The following is a 14,651-nucleotide window of genomic DNA, read 5'->3' on the forward strand; positions in this document are numbered from 1 at the left end:
CCGGCTCGCGTGGAGGCGGCGGGAGAGGTCAGCGGCGCGTGCCGGTGGTGCGGCGGCGGGCGGGCGCGGCGCGCGCGGGCCTGCGCGGCGGGACGGGGGCGGCGCGCGGCGTCGGCGCGGCAGTCGCGCCGGGCAGCGTCACGGGCGCGCCGAGGTCGGCGGCGGGCTGGACGGGCGCGGGGACGTAGGCGGGCGGGTTGTCGCTGGCGATGTACGCCTTGAGGATGCGGCTGGGGCTCGCGGGCGGCTCGCCGCGCTCGATGGCGTCCACATGCTGCATGCCGTCCATCACGCGGCCGAACACGGTGTAGTCCTTGTCGAGCTGGAGCCGCGGCTGGAAGACGATGAAGAACTGGCTGTTGGCGCTGTTCTTCTCCTGCGCGCGCGCGGCCGAGACGGCGCCGCGGACATGGGGCAGGTAGTTGAACTCGGCCTCGAGGTCCGGGAGCGGCGAGCCGCCGGTGCCGTCGCCCTTGGGGTCGCCACCCTGCGCCATGAAGCCGTCGATGACGCGGTGAAAGGTCAGCCCGTCGTAGAAGCCCTGGCGCGTCAACGTCTTGACGCGCTCCACCATCTTGGGCGCGACGTCGGGACGCAGCAGGATCGTCACCCGCCCGCCGGTGGACAGGTCGAGCAGCCAGATGTTGGTCTTGTCGGTGGGCGAGGGCGGGGCGGGCCGGCCCGGAACGGGATCGACCACCTGGGCCGAAACGGGAGCCGCGAACACGGCCGCGAGCGCGGCGAGAAGGCCGGAGAACAGACGCATGTACGATCCTGTAAGGGTGGATTGCGGCGCGGTTTAGACCAGATCGGGGGTGTCGCCAACGTGAATGAGGCTCCGTGCCGCCGCGGTCAGCTCCCCCGTCGGCCGACCTCCGCGACCTTGGCCAGCATCGCCTCGCGCACGGCGGGGGTGACGAAGCGGCCGACCTCGCCGCCGTAGAGCGCGATCTCCTTGACCAGCTTGGACGCGATCGGCTGGAGCGCGACGTCGGCCATGAGGAAGACGGTCTCGACCCGCGGGTTGATCTGCTGGTTCATCCCGGCCATCTGATACTCGTATTCGAAATCCGCGACGGCGCGCAGGCCCCGGACGATGACGCGCGCGCCCTGCGCTTCGGCGAAGTTCATCAGCAGCGAGTCGAACGGCACCACGGCGATGTTCGCGCCCAGCTGCGCCACCTCATGCTCCACCATCGCCATGCGCTCGGGCAGCGAGAACATGGGGCTCTTGGACGCGTTGGTGGTGACGCCGACGACGAGCCGGTCGACGAGCTTCGCGCCGCGGCGGATGATGTCGAGGTGACCTAGCGTGATCGGGTCGAAGGTGCCGGGGTAGACGCCGATGCGCTCGCTCAACGGTCGCGCTCCAGGACGAAGCGGGCGAGCTCACGGAGGATGTCGGCTTCCGAACCGAAGGAGTGCAGATGCTGGATCGCCTGGTCGACGAGCATGCGGGACTGGGCTCGGGCGCGGTCGGGGCCGAGAAGCGTCAGGAAAGTCTCCTTGCCGGCGTCCGCGTCCTTCCTGAGCTTCTTGCCGACCTTGCCCTCGTCGCCGTGCGCGTCGAGCAGGTCGTCGACGATCTGAAAGGCGAGCCCCAGGTCGTGCGCGTAGCCGCGCAGCCCCAGGCGCCCCTCCGGCGGCACGCGGCCGAGGATCGCGCCCGCCTCCACGGACGCGCCGATCAGCGCGCCGGTCTTCATCTGCTGGAGGCGGGTCACGGTCGGGAGGTCGAAGCTGGCGGTCTCGGCCGCCAAGTCCATCGCCTGACCGCCCGCCATGCCGCTGGGGCCGGCGGCGCGGGCGAGGTCGAGCACGAGCTCGGCGCGGACGAAGGGGTCGGGGTGCGTGTCGGGATGCGCCAGCCACTCGAAGGCCAATGCGTGGAGGCAGTCGCCGGCCAGGATCGCGGTCGCCTCGCCGTAGCGGACGTGCACCGTCGGCTTGCCGCGGCGGAGCGCGTCGTCGTCCATCGCCGGCAGGTCGTCGTGGATCAGCGAGTAGACGTGGATAGCCTCGATCGCGGCGCCCACGCGCGTGCTGGCGACGCGGTCGACGGCGAACAGGTCGGCCACCGCGCGCACGAGCAAGGGGCGGAGCCGCTTACCCCCCGCCATCGCGGCGTAGCGCATCGCCTCGTACAGATCGGCGCGGGGGTCGTCGGGGACGGGCAGCAGCGCGTCGAACGCCCGGTCCACCTCACCGGCCACGTCGGCCATCGCATCATGGAGGCTGAACGGCTGCGCGGCCACGTGCTCAGCCGGCGGCAAAGGGGCGCGTTCCGGCGGGTCGGCCCTCGCTATCGAGCCGGATCGCCTCGATCCGCGCCTGCGCCGCGTCCAGCCGCTCGGCGCATTTGGCGCGCAGGCGGTCGCCGCGCTCGTAGAGCCGGATCGACTCGTCCAGCGCGCAGTCGCCGCTCTCCAGCCGCGCGACGATGCGTTCCAGCTCCTTGAGCGCATCCTCGAACGACAGGTCTTCGATGGGCGTATCCATGCGGCATGCTATGGCGCACGGCCTGATGAGGGGTCAAGAACGGGTGCCAATCGGTGAGAAGTGCGCGGTCCTGGCGGCTTATCCGGGAGTAGGCTTAGGCGTCGGCGTCGGCGTCGGCGTCGGTGATGGCGTCGGCGTCGGCGTGGGGGTTGGAGTCGGGATCGTGGGCGCCTCCGCCTTAGACTGCATGCTGGGCAGCCCCTTGTTGATCTCCTGACTGATCAGCGAGACGCCTGCGGCGAACGCGTTGTCCACGCGCGCACGATACTCGTCCTCCCCCAAAACGCCGGTCAGCCACATGTAGCAGTAGATCGGCGGCATCGCCCGGATGAGCTCAAGTCCTTGCGAGCGGGGAGCGAGTTGCAGAATGGTCGCCGCGGTCGCTGCTCGGGTTCCGGCGTCGACGCCTTTCGCTGCCAGCTGCGCGCCGACTTGGGAGGCCACTGCCTCGCCGACATCGGGCGGCGCCTCCGCGCAGATCCTCTGCTTGCCGGTCGTCTGATCGGCGCTGAGCATCGTGATCGCACGTCGTTCGGCGCGAAGCGTCAGAACGGACGCCTTGGGCTGACCAGTGTCGCCTACGCGTACGCGGTCCTCTATCATGGGGTTGGCGGCTCGGGGCGTGAACATGCGATGCCCACAACCGGACAGCATAGTGCTAAGCAGTAATAGATGGACGGTGAATCGGCTCATCATGCACCCCCTACGGCTACGTTGGATGAGCGACCCCTTTTGCTCCTGATGCTATCATCATTTGGGTTCGGCACCCTATCCTTCTTGCGACAACTAGATCCGGATCGGCGGTAAGCGCGCCCGGCTGTCGGTGGTCCGACCTGGCTTTCACAGAAGCCGGGCTCGTTCAGGAGGAATAGTATGTTCACGAGCGTTAACCCCGCGACGGGCAAGCCGGCCGCATCCTATCCGAAGCTGACGGACGCCGAGGTCGGGCAGTGCGTCGCGCGGGCGTCAGCGACCTATGCTGACTGGCGGCTGAGTCCTCACACGGAGCGGTCCGACCTGCTGCGCCGCATCGCAGACCGCTTCGAGGCCGAGACCGACCGGCTCGCGGCGCTCGCGACCGCCGAGATGGGCAAGACGCTCAAGTCCGCACGGGCGGAGGTGGCGAAGTGCGTCGCGGGTTTCCGCTATTATGCGCAAGCCGGGCCGGGGATGCTGGCGCCGGTGCGGTTGAAGGCGGCCGGCGGCGTCGCCGAAGCGCGCTGGCACCCGATCGGGCCGGTGCTGGCGGTCATGCCGTGGAACTTCCCCTATTGGCAGGTGGTGCGGTTCCTGGCGCCGACGATCATGGCGGGCAATGTGGGGCTGCTCAAGCACGCCTCGCTGACGCAGGGCTGCGCCCTGGCGATCGAGGAGATGGTGCGCGAGGCGGGGGCGCCGGAGGGCGTGTTCCAGAACCTCGCCATCCGCGCGGGCGGAGTGGCCGCGCTCATCGCCGACGACCGGGTCGCGGCGGTGACGCTGACCGGGAGCGAGGAGGCGGGCGCGACCGTCGCTGAGCAGGCGGGCCGCGCGCTCAAAAAGGTGGTGCTGGAGCTGGGCGGGTCGGACCCGTTCATCGTAATGCCGTCCGCCGATCTCGACGCGGCGGCCAAGGCGGCGGTGACGGCGCGCATCCAGAACGCCGGCCAGTCCTGCATCTGCGGCAAGCGGATGATCGTCCACGGGCAAGTGTACGACGCCTTCGCCGAGCGGTTCGTCGCGGGCATGCGCGCCGTGAAGGTCGGCGACCCGGTCGACGAGGCGAACGACATGGGCCCGCTGTCGAGCGTCGAGCAGCGCGACGCGGTGCTGGAGCAGCTGGAGCGGTTCAAGGCGGCGGGCGCGACGCTGGTGGGCGGCGAGCGGCTGCCGGGCGAGGGCGCCTATATGACCGCGGGCGTGCTGACGGACGTGCCGATCGAGTCGGAGGTCGCCAAGGAGGAGCTGTTCGGGCCGGTCGCCATGTTGTTCCGCGCGGCCGACGCGGACGAGGCGATCCACATCGCCAACGACGTGCCGTTCGGGCTGGGATCGAGCGTGTGGACGAACGACGAGGCCGAGCGCGAGCGCTTCGCGCGCGACATCGAGGCGGGCATGGTCGCGGTGAACCAGGTGCTCGCCTCCACGCCCGAAGCGCCGTTCGGGGGCGTGAAGCGGTCGGGCCACGGGCGCGAGCTCGGCGCGCAGGGGCTGCACGAGTTCATGAACCTGAAGACGGTGATGCTGCCTGGGGCGAGCGGGGAAGTGGGGGATTAGCGGTGGAACCCGCTCCCGCCCGTCACCCCGGACTTGTTCCGGGGTCCATCGCTGTCCGGGCGAACCGCTCGCGAGAGCAGGACAGTCGGTGGTGCACACCCGCCGACGTGTCGTGTCCACGACGATGGACCCCGGAACAAGTCCGGGGTGACGAAGGAGAGTTTAGGAGCGGGCCTTACCCGCCCAGCCGCTGGCTCGTCCAAGTGACGAGCACCGACACAGCCATCAGGCCGAGGTCGACCGCCGCCTGGACGCGCTGCGGGTTGGGGTCGCCGACGCTGTGGGTGATGAGGCGGATGTCGGCGGTGGGACGCTGCACGGCCATGAGCGCCAGAACCGCTCCACCCGCGATCAACAGCTTCCGACGATCACGCATGATCCGCACGCCTCCCTTTTGCGAAGCGGAGACTACGCGCATCCAGAGCTGATTACAAGCGTAATCATGCGGTTGCGGCGAAGGCTCGGCGGACGCGGTCGCGACCGAATTTCTCGGCGTCGAGCAGCGCGCGGTCATCCCATGAAAGCCGGCGTAGAACGCGACCTGCAGCTAAGGAAGCGCGAACCGGAACGGGATCGCGGATTGGATGAAAAGGATGCCGCAGGCGCCCGCCGCGCGTGGTAAACCGGATCACCTCGGGCCGCCTGACCAGAACAACCTGACTGCGATGGGAGGGCGATATGGCGGATTTCGACGGCGATAAGTTGCACCTGTTCGTGGGCAAGATGCTGGGCGACCTGGGCGGCGCGTACAGCGTGCCCACGGTGCGGCTCGGTTTCAGGCTGGGCCTGTTCGCGTCGCTTCAGACCGACGGGCCGGCCACCGCGCCGGAACTGGCCGAGCGGCTGGATCTCGCGCCGCGCTACGTGCGCGAGTGGGCGCTGGCGCAGGCGGCGAACGGTTACCTGACTTACGACCGGCACACCGAGCGGTTCAGCCTCAGCCCCGAACAGGCGATGGTATTCGCCGTGAAAGACAGTCCCGTCTATCTGGAGGGCGCGTTCGACCTGACGGCGGCGATGATCGAGGGCGAGCCCAAGGTCGAGCGGGGGTTCCGGACCGGCGAGGGGGTGGCCTGGGGCGACAGCGCGGGCTGCCTGTTCTGCGCCGTCGGGGCTTTCTTCCGGCCGGGCTACGTCAACGGCATCGTCCAGTCCTGGCTGCCGTCGCTCGACGGCATGCTGCCCCGGCTGGAGGCGGGGGCCAGGGTTGCGGACGTGGGATGCGGCGTCGGCTTCTCGACGCTGCTGATGGCCGAAGCGTTCCCGAACAGCGCGTTCGTCGGCTACGACTTCCACGCGCCCTCGATCGAGCAGGCGAACGCGCATGCGGCGGAGCACGGGCTGGCCGACCGCGTCCGGTTCGAGACCGCGCCCGCCAAAGAGATCGCGGACGGCGGCTTCGACCTCATCACCATGTTCGACTGCCTGCACGACATGGGCGACCCGGAAGGCTGCGCGGCGCATATGCGCACGCTGCTGAAGGACGACGGCGCCTGGATGATCGTGGAGCCGATCGCGGCGGACGATCCGGCGGGCGCGCTCGATAGCCCGGTGACGCGGCTCTACTACAACGCGTCCACGATGATATGCGTGCCGACGTCGCTGTCGCAGGAGGTCGGCGCGGCGCTGGGCGCGCAGGCCGGGGAGAGACGCCTGACCGAGCTCCTGAACCGCGCGGGCTTCGGCCGGGTGCGCCGGGCGACGGAGGGGCCGTTCAACATGGTGCTGGAGGCGCGCCCTTGAACGCGCCTCGCCGATGCATCCATCACGAATCCGAGCCGTTGTGCGGCCTGGTCTACAATGGAGGTTAACATGGCCAAGATCAGCGGCATCAAGGAGCATATGGAGGTGATCGGCGCGGACGGCGTCCATGTCGGCACCGTGGACAAGCTGGAAGGCGACCGGATCAAGCTGACCAAGAAGGACAGCGGGCAGGGTGGGCACCAGGGCCACCATCATTATCTGTCGGTGGGTCTCGTCGCGGACGTGGAGGGCGACAAGGTGCGCCTGTCGACCACGGGCGCCAACGCGTTCATGTTCCAGGAGGAGAATGACGGCTCCGCGCGCTACGTGACCGACGAGCGGTCGCGCTCCGGCGTGTCCGGGCTCGACTGGAACACGCTGGGCCTGGGTGCTGCGGCGCTCGGCGCGCTGGCGGGCGCGACCTACCTCGCGCGCAGCAACGCCCGGCGCGACGACCGGCTGAAGCTGCAGACGGACGAGAGCGTCCGGCTGATCTCCTCGTCCAAGGTCGAGGGCACGCCGGTGGTCGGCCGAAATGGCGAGAGCCTGGGCAAGATCCAGAGCTTCATGGTCGACAAGTATACGGGCCGCGTGGCGTATGCGGTGATGTCGTTCGGCGGGACCATGGGTTTCGGCGAGTCGCTGTTCCCGCTGCCCTGGGACGTGCTGACCTACGACACGAACAAGGACGGCTACGTGCTCGCGCTCACCAAGGAGCAACTCGCCGACGCGCCGCGCTTCACCGCGAGCGACGCGCCGGAGTTCGACGTGGGCTATCGGCGGAGCCTGGCGGGCTATTACAACCGCTGAGCGGGCCGACTGCGTAAAAGAAAGCGGCCGGGGAGTGATCCCCGGCCGCTTCTCGTTCCAGCCTACTCCGCCGCGGGCTCCTCGGCGGCGGGGGCCGCCTTGCCCTTCTTGGCCTTCTTCGGCGCGCCGGGCTCGATCTCGAACTGGAGCTGGCCGTCCTTCATCTTGACGGTCACCTCGCCGCCATGGACGAGCTTGCCGAAGAGCAGCTCCTCGGCGAGCGGCTGCTTGATCTTCTCCTGGATCAGGCGGCCCATCGGACGCGCGCCGTAGAGCTTGTCATAGCCCTTGTCGGTCAGCCACTGGCGGCTCTCGTCGTCGAGGCGGATATGCACGTTGCGGTCCGCCAGCTGCAGCTCGAGCTGGAGGATGAACTTGTCCACGACCCGAGCGACGACCTCCGGCGGCAGGTAGCCGAAGGGCACGATCGCGTCCAAGCGGTTGCGGAACTCGGGCGAGAACATGCGCTGCACCGCCTGCTCGTCCTCGCCCTCGCGCGTCAGCGTGCCGAAGCCCACCGTCTCGCGCGCCATGTCGGCGGCGCCCGCGTTGGTGGTCATGATCAGGATGACGTTGCGGAAATCGACCGTCTTGCCGTGCTGGTCGGTCAGGCGCCCGTTGTCCATCACCTGCAGGAGGATGTTGAACAGGTCCGGGTGCGCCTTCTCGATCTCGTCGAGCAAGAGGACGCAGTGCGGATTCTGGTCGACCGCGTCGGTGAGCAGGCCGCCCTGGTCGAAGCCGACATAACCCGGAGGCGCGCCGATGAGCCGCGAGACCGAGTGCCGCTCCATATACTCGGACATGTCGAAGCGCTGGAGCGGGATGCCCATGATCTGGCTGAGCTGCTTGGCGACCTCCGTCTTGCCGACGCCCGTGGGGCCGGTGAACAGGTAGTTGCCGATCGGCTTCTCCGGATCGCGCAGGCCGGCACGGCTGAGCTTGATCGCGGAGGCGAGCTTCTCGATCGCGGCGTTCTGGCCGAACACGACGCGCTTGAGGTCCGTCTCGAGCGTCTCCAGCGCCTTCTTGTCGTCGGTGCTGACGGACTTGGGCGGGATGCGCGCCATGGTGGCGATCACCGCCTCGATCTCCTTGGGCGTGATCGTCTTGCGGCGCTTGTTCTCGGGCACGAGCATCTGCATCGCGCCCACCTCGTCGATCACGTCGATCGCCTTGTCGGGCAGTTTCCGATCGTTGATGTAGCGCGCGGAGAGCTCGACGGCCGCCTTGATCGCGTCGGGCGTGTACTTGACCGAATGGTGGTCCTCGAACGCCGAACGCAGGCCCGCCAGGATCTTAATCGTGTCCTCGACGGTGGGCTCGTTCACGTCGATCTTCTGGAAGCGCCGCAGTAGAGCGCGGTCCTTCTCGAAGTGGTTGCGAAACTCCTTGTAGGTCGTCGAGCCGATGCAGCGGATCGTGCCGCCCGACAGCGCGGGCTTGAGCAGGTTGGACGCGTCCATCGCGCCGCCCGAGGTCGCGCCCGCGCCGATGACGGTGTGGATCTCGTCGATGAAGAGCACCGCGTGCGGCATCTTCTCCAGCTCGGAGACGACCTGCTTCAGCCGCTCCTCGAAGTCGCCGCGGTAGCGCGTGCCGGCGAGCAGCGCGCCCATGTCGAGCGAGTAGATAACGGCGGGCAGCAGCACCTCCGGCACGTCGCCCTCGACGATCTTGCGCGCGAGGCCTTCGGCGATCGCGGTCTTACCCACGCCGGGGTCGCCGACATAGAGCGGGTTGTTCTTGGACCGGCGGCAGAGGATCTGCACCGTGCGGTCGACCTCGGCCGAGCGGCCGATGAGCGGGTCGACCTTGCCGTTCTTGGCCTTCTCGTTGAGGTCGACGGTGAACTGCTTCAGCGCGGACTCGCCCTTGCCGCCCTTGTCGGCGGGCTTGCCGGGCTTCTCCTCCTCGGCGCCCTTGGGGCTCGAGGCCTCGGCCGCAGCACCGCCCTTGCCGACGCCGTGGCTGATGAAGGACACCGCGTCGAGGCGGCTCATGTCCTGCTGCTGGAGGAAGTAGACGGCGTACGACTCGCGCTCGGAGAAGAGCGCGACGAGCACGTTCGCGCCAGTCACTTCGTCACGGCCGGACGACTGAACGTGCAGGATCGCGCGCTGGACGACGCGCTGGAAGCCGCTGGTGGGGGAAGGATCGGTGGCCTGGTCGACCTTGAGCGCGTCGAGCTCGGTGTCGAGATAATGGGCCACGGTGGTGCGAAGCTCGCCCAGGTCCACCTTGCACGCGGTCATCACCTTGGACGCGTGCTCGTCGTCCACGAGCGCCAGGAGCAAGTGCTCCAGCGTGGCGTACTCGTGGCGGCGCGAGGACGCGGCCTCGAGCGCTTTGTGAAGGGTGGTCTCCAGGGCGGGGGCGAAAGACGGCATATAGTCACTCCATGCCGGCCGGTATGCACGGCCGGGCTTCCCCAATGTCGGGGGCGGCTTCCCCCGCATCAAGCTCTTGAAAACTTGGCGTCCGGTTCCAGGGCTCCAAGCCCAGGCGGACCGCGGCCCGAGTCATCGCTTGAATAACGCGTCGGCGTTTGCGCGATGGTTAACGGCGGATTCCATTTTGCGCCGGACGCGCGCGATCTCGCCTTCCAGCGTCGCGATCCGCGCCTCCAGCTCGGCGACCGAGAGCGGGTCGAGATCCTGGCGCGTGAGCTGCGCGAGGAGGTCGTTCCGCCGCTGGGGAAGGTCGTCCATGTCCATGATCGTTAACGTTGACCGCGCCGCCCGGCCTGTCAATAAGCCGCGCGAGCACGATGCGACGAAGGGAAGGGGGCCCGTGGACGCGATACCGAGCACCATGCGCGCGATCGATCCGGCGGGTCCGGGCGGACCGGAGGTGCTCGAGATCGTCGAGCGGCCGATCCCTGAACCCGGCCCCGGCGAGGTGCTGATCCGCGTCCGCGCGGCGGGCGTGAACCGGCCGGACGTACTGCAGCGGATGGGCATGTATCCGCCCCCGCCGGGAGCGCCGTCCATCCCAGGCCTGGAGGTCGCGGGCGAGGTGGCGCGGCTGGGCGAGGGCGTCGAGCGCGAGCTGCTGAGCCAGCCGGTTTGCGCGCTGCTCGCGGGCGGCGGCTACGCCGAATACGCGGTCGCGCCCGCGGGCCAGTGCCTGCCCGTGCCCGACGTCCTGAGCATGACGGAGGCGGCGGCGATCCCCGAGACGCTGTTCACCGTATGGACCAACCTTTTCGAGCGCGCCTACGCCGCGCAGGGCGACACGGTGCTGGTGCATGGCGGCACGAGCGGGATCGGGACGATGTCGATCGCGTTGTGCGGCCTCTTCGGCGTGCGCTGTATCGTCACTGCGGGCAGTTCGGAAAAGTGCGACGCCGCCCGCCGGCTCGGCGCGGCGGAGGCGATCGACTACAATGCGGAGGACTTCGTCGCCCGCGTGCGCGAGCTGACGGACGGGCGCGGCGTGGCGGCGGTGCTCGACATGGTCGGCGGCGACTACGTCGCGCGCAACCTCCAGTGCCTGGCCGACGACGGTCGGCACATCTCCATCGCGGTCCAGCGCGGCGCGATGGCCACGATTCCCGTGTTCGAGGTGATGCGCCGCCGCCTGACGCTGACCGGCTCCACGCTCCGATCGCGCGACGTCGGGTTCAAATCGCTCGTCGCCGACGAGCTCCACCGCACCGTCTGGCCGCACGTAGAGGCCGGCCGGCTGAAGCCGGTGATCGACCGCACCTTCCCGCTGGGGCAGGCCGCCGACGCGCACCGGCGCATGGAGTCGGGCGCGCATGTGGGCAAGATCGTGCTGCTGACCGCTTGAAAGGGCCCGTCGAGCGACGCCTAGCGTACAGGCGGTGTCGTCCGGCGGTAGCGGACGACGTGCTTGTGCGACCGTCCGTCCGCGTCGCGCAGTACGAAGCTGACCACCGCCCGCGATGCGCCATCCGGTGCGAAGGTTATCCCGTCGAAATAGAAGGTATCGCCGTCCCGCGCGACGAGCGGTCGATCGACCCAATCGCGGCGGTCCTGCCTGGCGTCGAGCTCCCGGCCGAAATGACGGTTGCGGTAGGTAATCGAACCGTCCCGTTCGATGAACGAGGAGAGCTCGTATAGCGAGACCTGGCCGTCGCCGATGATCCTGACCAGGCCCGGCATCTGACCGCCGCGCGCGGGCAGCACGACGTGTTCCACCGCGTTCCCGAACACCTCGCCCTCCCAGGTTCCGGCGAACCACGCCATGTCCGCCGCGGAGACCTGGGGCTGCGGCCGGCCCGGCTCGCGAAAGCGCACATCCGTCGATGGGGAGCGTGGCGGATCGGCCGGCGCGACACCGGAGGCGAACAAGATGGCGAGCGCGGCACGCATGGTCTTCTCCTCGAGGCGGTGAGGCGAGAAGGCTGCCACAGCTTCGGCCCGTCGAACAGGGCGGCATGCCGACTAGCGGCGCGCGCCGCGGCGAGTTCACTGCGTCTCTCGGTCTGGAAAACGCAGCAACTCCTTAGGATCCCAGCATCTACCCTCGATTTGGCGTGACGTCGGACCGCATCGGTTTTAGCATCGCCGTCGAGAGGGGAAGGGGGCTCAGGACATGCTGGCGACGTTCGCCGCGCCCGAGAACATGGTGTTCGCCGCGGCGCTGGTGCTGATGCTGTTGATCGGCGCGGTGGAGGCGGTCGGGCTGGGCGCGGGCTCGTTCGGCGCGGACCTGCACGCGGATGCCGATGCAGGCGGGGGCGATCTGCTCGCGTGGCTGGGTGTCGGGCGCGTGCCGCTACTGGTGCTGCTTGTCGCGTTCCTCGCCATCTTCGGTCTGCTCGGTTTGGCCGGGCAGCAGCTCGCCGCCGCGCTGACGGGCGCGCCGCTGACGCCCTGGATCGCCGTGCCCGCCGCGGTAGTCGCGTCGCTGCCGCTGACGGGCGTCGCCGCCCGCGCGCTCGCGCGCGTGTTGCCGCAGGACGAGACGAGTGCGATCGAGCTCGACGAGCTGGTCGGCCGCTCCGCCGTAATCGTCACCGGCCGCGCCGAGTACGGCTCGCCCGCCCGCGCGCGGATCGAGGATCGGCACGGCCAGGTCCACTATTTGATGGTCGAGCCCGACCGGCCCGGCCCGCTCTTCCGGGAGGGCGAGCCCGTGCTGCTCGTCCGCCGGAAAGGCCATCTGTTCCGCGCGATCGCCCGCGGCGACGCGCTGCTGCCTCGGCTTGATCCGTAGGCGACGTTTCTGGGGAGGGAAAACATGCCGTTCGTGCCCGTGATGATCTACGCCGCGGTGGCGCTCGCCGCGGTCCTGACGCTGGGGCTCATCATCGCCCGGCTCTACAAGCGCGCGACCAAGGAGGTCGGCTTCGTCCGCACCGGCTTCGGCGGTGAGAAGGTGGTGATGAACGGCGGCGCGCTGGTGCTGCCCGTGTTCCACGAAACGATGCCGGTGAACATGAACACCGTGCGCCTCGCCGTCGAGCGCAAGAACGCGGACGCGCTGATCACGCTCGATCGCCTGCGGATCGACGTGAAGGCCGAGTTCTACGTGCGGGTTAAGCCGGACGCGCAGTCGATCGCGACCGCGGCACAGACGCTCGGCATGCGCACGATGAACCCGGAGGCGCTGAAGGAGCTGGTCGAAGGCAAGTTCGTCGACGCGCTCCGCTCGGTCGCGGCCGGCATGACGATGAACCAGCTTCACGAACAGCGCGCCGACTTCGTGCAGAAGGTGCAGCAGGTCTCCACGGTCGACTTGGCGATGAACGGGCTGGAGTTGGAGTCGGTGTCGCTGACCGGCCTCGACCAGACCTCCATCGAGCATTTCAATCCCAACAACGCGTTCGACGCGGAGGGCCTGACCAAGCTGACCGAGCAGGTCGAGCTGCGCAAGAAGACGCGCAACGATATCGAGCAGGACACGCGCGTCCAGATCGAATCGAAGAACCTGGAAGCGCAGCGCCAATCGCTGCTCATCTCTCGCGACCAGGAGTTCGCGCGGCTGGAGCAGGAGCGCGAGGTCGAGGTGCGCCGCGCCGAGCAGGCCGCCGAGGTCGCGCGCGAGCAGGCCGCCCGCCAGCGTGAGGCCGACGCCGCCAAGATCGAAGCGAAGCGGCAGATCGACGCGCAGCAGATCGAGGCCGACCGCGCGGTGCAGCAGGCCAAGATCGCCCAGGCCCAGGCGCTGGAGATCGCGCGGCAGGAGCAGCAGATCGCGGTGCAGAACAAGTCGCGCGAGGAGAGCCAGGCCAAGGCGGAAGCCGACCGCGCCCGCGCCGAGGCCGTCGCCGCCGAGGAGCGCGTGACGACCAGCCGCGAGAGCGAAGTCGCCGACCGCCTCAAGCGCATCGAGCTGATCGAGGCGACCAAGGAGGCCGAGCGCGCCGCGATCGGCGTGCGCGTCGCCGCCGACGCGGAGAAGCAGGCGGCCGCCGACCGCGCCGAGGCGCTGCGGCTCGCGGCCGAGGGCGAAGCGGAGGCCGAGAAGGTACGCGCCGAGGCCGCGCGCGTCCGCTTCGAGGTGGAGGCCGCGGGACAGCGCGCCGTCAACGAGGCCGCCAACATCCTGTCGATGGAGCAGGTGTCGCTCCAGACCAAGATGGCGCTCCTCAAGGTGCTGCCGGAAGTGATCCGCGAAGCGTCTAAGCCGCTGGAGGCGATCGACTCGATCAAGATCGTGCAGGTGGACGGCTTGACGGGCGGCCGCCCCGGCTCCGCGGGGTCCGACTTGGTCGCTGCGCCCGCGACGGGCAACCTCGCCGGCGCGGCCGTGGAGGCGGCGCTCAGCTACCGCGCCCAGGCCCCGGTCATCGACGGGCTGATGCGCGAGTTGGGGCTGTCGGGCGGCTCGCTGGATCAGCTGGTGGCTGGCGCTGCGGCTGCGACGCCTGCGGTGGTCGCGACGCCGGTGGAGCCGAAGGCCGGAGCGTAATCCGCCGCCGGGCGACGAAGAAGCGGCCCCGCAGCATGGTCGCGGCGGGGCCGTTTCGCTTTCAGAGCGGTCAGGCGCTCTCGGCTTCGTCCTCGTCGTCGTCGGTCGCGACCAGCACTAGCACGACGAGCGCGGCCAGGATGCCGATGTTGACCAGCGTCGCGGTCGGGCCTGCGGCGAGGTTGTTCTCGGCGGTGGTCGCCGAGCCCGCGCGCACCACCGAGAGCGACGCGGCGGGGTTGGCCGAGGCGGCGACCGGCGCGGCCGCCATGGCGAGCGCGGCGGCGGCGCCCGCCAACCGCTTGGAAATGGACTGCATAATTTGCTCCCTATGTGTCTGGCGTGTCGACGCTAGGACGGTCCCCCCGGCCCGCGTCAATGCCCGAGCGGGGCTAGAGCACGCCATTGTGTAGAAAAAGTTGCACGGGGGCGGGCTTTGACGCCGAACCGTCACGCGG

The 14,651-nt window shown here is 69.3% G+C and carries 16 protein-coding genes and 1 pseudogene; 7 read left to right on the top strand and 10 right to left on the bottom strand.

Annotated elements, in window-relative coordinates; translation table 11 throughout:
* Positions 1-28: 28 nt before the first annotated feature.
* From CKY28_RS11715 to CKY28_RS18290, 5 genes are all read right to left on the bottom strand, one after another.
* Positions 29-766, bottom strand: coding sequence for a peptidylprolyl isomerase (locus tag CKY28_RS11715; RefSeq protein ID WP_095998471.1), 738 nt, complete (start codon positions 764-766; stop codon positions 29-31).
* A gap of 86 nt (positions 767-852) precedes the next feature.
* The gene (gene coaD, locus CKY28_RS11720; protein ID WP_095998472.1) at positions 853-1,359 is read right to left on the bottom strand and encodes a pantetheine-phosphate adenylyltransferase; all 507 of its coding nucleotides are present in this window, start codon (positions 1,357-1,359) and stop codon (positions 853-855) included.
* Entirely contained in the window at positions 1,356-2,222 is an 867-nt protein-coding gene (locus CKY28_RS11725; RefSeq protein ID WP_095998638.1) for a polyprenyl synthetase family protein, read from the bottom strand. The genes coaD and CKY28_RS11725 overlap by 4 nt, the downstream gene beginning before the upstream one ends.
* Before the next feature lie 37 nt (positions 2,223-2,259).
* Positions 2,260-2,499, bottom strand: coding sequence for an exodeoxyribonuclease VII small subunit (locus tag CKY28_RS11730; RefSeq protein WP_095998473.1), 240 nt, complete (start codon positions 2,497-2,499; stop codon positions 2,260-2,262).
* Between the two features lie 78 nt (positions 2,500-2,577).
* Positions 2,578-3,015, bottom strand: coding sequence for a hypothetical protein (locus CKY28_RS18290; RefSeq protein ID WP_176473064.1), 438 nt, complete (start codon positions 3,013-3,015; stop codon positions 2,578-2,580).
* Between the two features lie 357 nt (positions 3,016-3,372).
* Here CKY28_RS18290 and CKY28_RS11740 point away from each other — a divergent pair, with 357 nt between their 5' ends.
* The gene (locus tag CKY28_RS11740) at positions 3,373-4,755 is read left to right on the top strand and encodes an NAD-dependent succinate-semialdehyde dehydrogenase (protein WP_095998474.1); all 1,383 of its coding nucleotides are present in this window, start codon (positions 3,373-3,375) and stop codon (positions 4,753-4,755) included.
* 175 nt (positions 4,756-4,930) lie between these two features.
* On the opposite strand, the gene CKY28_RS11745 is transcribed toward CKY28_RS11740, so the two are convergent.
* The gene (locus CKY28_RS11745; protein ID WP_095998640.1) at positions 4,931-5,131 is read right to left on the bottom strand and encodes a hypothetical protein; all 201 of its coding nucleotides are present in this window, start codon (positions 5,129-5,131) and stop codon (positions 4,931-4,933) included.
* 302 nt (positions 5,132-5,433) lie between these two features.
* Between CKY28_RS11745 and CKY28_RS11750 the strand changes: the two genes are divergently transcribed.
* From CKY28_RS11750 to CKY28_RS18960, 3 genes and pseudogenes are all read left to right on the top strand, one after another.
* A complete protein-coding gene (locus CKY28_RS11750; protein WP_095998475.1) occupies positions 5,434-6,498 on the top strand; it encodes a class I SAM-dependent methyltransferase in 1,065 nt (354 codons plus the stop codon).
* A 69-nt stretch (positions 6,499-6,567) separates the two neighbouring features.
* Positions 6,568-6,804 (top strand): annotated as a pseudogene (locus tag CKY28_RS18705) (DUF2171 domain-containing protein); the annotation flags it as partial.
* Entirely contained in the window at positions 6,790-7,308 is a 519-nt protein-coding gene (locus CKY28_RS18960; protein WP_095998641.1) for a PRC-barrel domain-containing protein, read from the top strand. The pseudogene CKY28_RS18705 and the gene CKY28_RS18960, both read left to right, overlap by 15 nt.
* A gap of 62 nt (positions 7,309-7,370) precedes the next feature.
* Here CKY28_RS18960 and clpA read toward each other — a convergent pair whose 3' ends face one another.
* A complete protein-coding gene (gene clpA, locus CKY28_RS11760; RefSeq protein ID WP_095998476.1) occupies positions 7,371-9,698 on the bottom strand; it encodes an ATP-dependent Clp protease ATP-binding subunit ClpA in 2,328 nt (775 codons plus the stop codon).
* A 132-nt stretch (positions 9,699-9,830) separates the two neighbouring features.
* Complete coding sequence (locus tag CKY28_RS11765; RefSeq protein WP_095998477.1) at positions 9,831-10,025, bottom strand: DUF1192 domain-containing protein; 195 nt, start codon at positions 10,023-10,025, stop codon at positions 9,831-9,833.
* 97 nt (positions 10,026-10,122) lie between these two features.
* On the opposite strand from CKY28_RS11765, the gene CKY28_RS11770 reads away from it, so the two are divergent.
* Positions 10,123-11,103 (top strand): NAD(P)H-quinone oxidoreductase, encoded by a 981-nt coding sequence (locus CKY28_RS11770; RefSeq protein WP_095998642.1) that lies wholly within the window; start codon positions 10,123-10,125, stop codon positions 11,101-11,103.
* Positions 11,104-11,123: 20 nt separating this feature from the next.
* Here CKY28_RS11770 and CKY28_RS11775 read toward each other — a convergent pair whose 3' ends face one another.
* Positions 11,124-11,648: a DUF6265 family protein gene (locus CKY28_RS11775; RefSeq protein ID WP_141243920.1), complete on the bottom strand. Its 525-nt coding sequence runs from the start codon at positions 11,646-11,648 to the stop codon at positions 11,124-11,126.
* Between the two features lie 223 nt (positions 11,649-11,871).
* Between CKY28_RS11775 and CKY28_RS11780 the strand changes: the two genes are divergently transcribed.
* On the top strand, positions 11,872-12,495 hold the full coding sequence (locus CKY28_RS11780; protein ID WP_095998479.1) for a YqiJ family protein: 624 nt from the start codon (positions 11,872-11,874) through the stop codon (positions 12,493-12,495).
* Positions 12,496-12,519: 24 nt separating this feature from the next.
* Positions 12,520-14,193 carry a flotillin family protein gene (locus CKY28_RS11785; RefSeq protein ID WP_095998480.1) on the top strand — a complete coding sequence of 558 codons (1,674 nt, stop codon included), beginning with the start codon at positions 12,520-12,522 and terminating at the stop codon, positions 14,191-14,193.
* A gap of 70 nt (positions 14,194-14,263) precedes the next feature.
* Here CKY28_RS11785 and CKY28_RS11790 read toward each other — a convergent pair whose 3' ends face one another.
* Positions 14,264-14,512, bottom strand: coding sequence for a hypothetical protein (locus tag CKY28_RS11790; RefSeq protein ID WP_095998481.1), 249 nt, complete (start codon positions 14,510-14,512; stop codon positions 14,264-14,266).
* Positions 14,513-14,651: the final 139 nt, after the last annotated feature.

This window comes from Sphingomonas lenta (genome assembly GCF_002288825.1).
Taxonomy (GTDB): Bacteria; Pseudomonadota; Alphaproteobacteria; order Sphingomonadales; family Sphingomonadaceae; genus Sphingomonas; species Sphingomonas lenta.

Bases quoted from the DNA above. Each gene is read 5' to 3' on its own strand.
- CKY28_RS11715 (WP_095998471.1), bottom strand. From the start codon at position 766: ATGCGTCTGTTCTCCGGCCTTCTCGCCGCGCTCGCGGCCGTGTTCGCG.
- CKY28_RS11725 (WP_095998638.1), bottom strand. From the start codon at position 2,222: ATGGCCGACGTGGCCGGTGAGGTGGACCGGGCGTTCGACGCGCTGCTG.
- CKY28_RS11730 (WP_095998473.1), bottom strand. From the start codon at position 2,499: ATGGATACGCCCATCGAAGACCTGTCGTTCGAGGATGCGCTCAAGGAG.
- CKY28_RS18290 (WP_176473064.1), bottom strand. From the start codon at position 3,015: ATGCTCAGCGCCGATCAGACGACCGGCAAGCAGAGGATCTGCGCGGAG.
- CKY28_RS11740 (WP_095998474.1), top strand. From the start codon at position 3,373: ATGTTCACGAGCGTTAACCCCGCGACGGGCAAGCCGGCCGCATCCTAT.
- CKY28_RS11745 (WP_095998640.1), bottom strand. From the start codon at position 5,131: ATGCGTGATCGTCGGAAGCTGTTGATCGCGGGTGGAGCGGTTCTGGCG.
- CKY28_RS11750 (WP_095998475.1), top strand. From the start codon at position 5,434: ATGGCGGATTTCGACGGCGATAAGTTGCACCTGTTCGTGGGCAAGATG.
- CKY28_RS18960 (WP_095998641.1), top strand. From the start codon at position 6,790: ATGTTCCAGGAGGAGAATGACGGCTCCGCGCGCTACGTGACCGACGAG.
- clpA (WP_095998476.1), bottom strand. From the start codon at position 9,698: ATGCCGTCTTTCGCCCCCGCCCTGGAGACCACCCTTCACAAAGCGCTC.
- CKY28_RS11765 (WP_095998477.1), bottom strand. From the start codon at position 10,025: ATGGACATGGACGACCTTCCCCAGCGGCGGAACGACCTCCTCGCGCAG.
- CKY28_RS11770 (WP_095998642.1), top strand. From the start codon at position 10,123: ATGCGCGCGATCGATCCGGCGGGTCCGGGCGGACCGGAGGTGCTCGAG.
- CKY28_RS11775 (WP_141243920.1), bottom strand. From the start codon at position 11,648: ATGCGTGCCGCGCTCGCCATCTTGTTCGCCTCCGGTGTCGCGCCGGCC.
- CKY28_RS11780 (WP_095998479.1), top strand. From the start codon at position 11,872: ATGCTGGCGACGTTCGCCGCGCCCGAGAACATGGTGTTCGCCGCGGCG.
- CKY28_RS11785 (WP_095998480.1), top strand. From the start codon at position 12,520: ATGCCGTTCGTGCCCGTGATGATCTACGCCGCGGTGGCGCTCGCCGCG.
- CKY28_RS11790 (WP_095998481.1), bottom strand. From the start codon at position 14,512: ATGCAGTCCATTTCCAAGCGGTTGGCGGGCGCCGCCGCCGCGCTCGCC.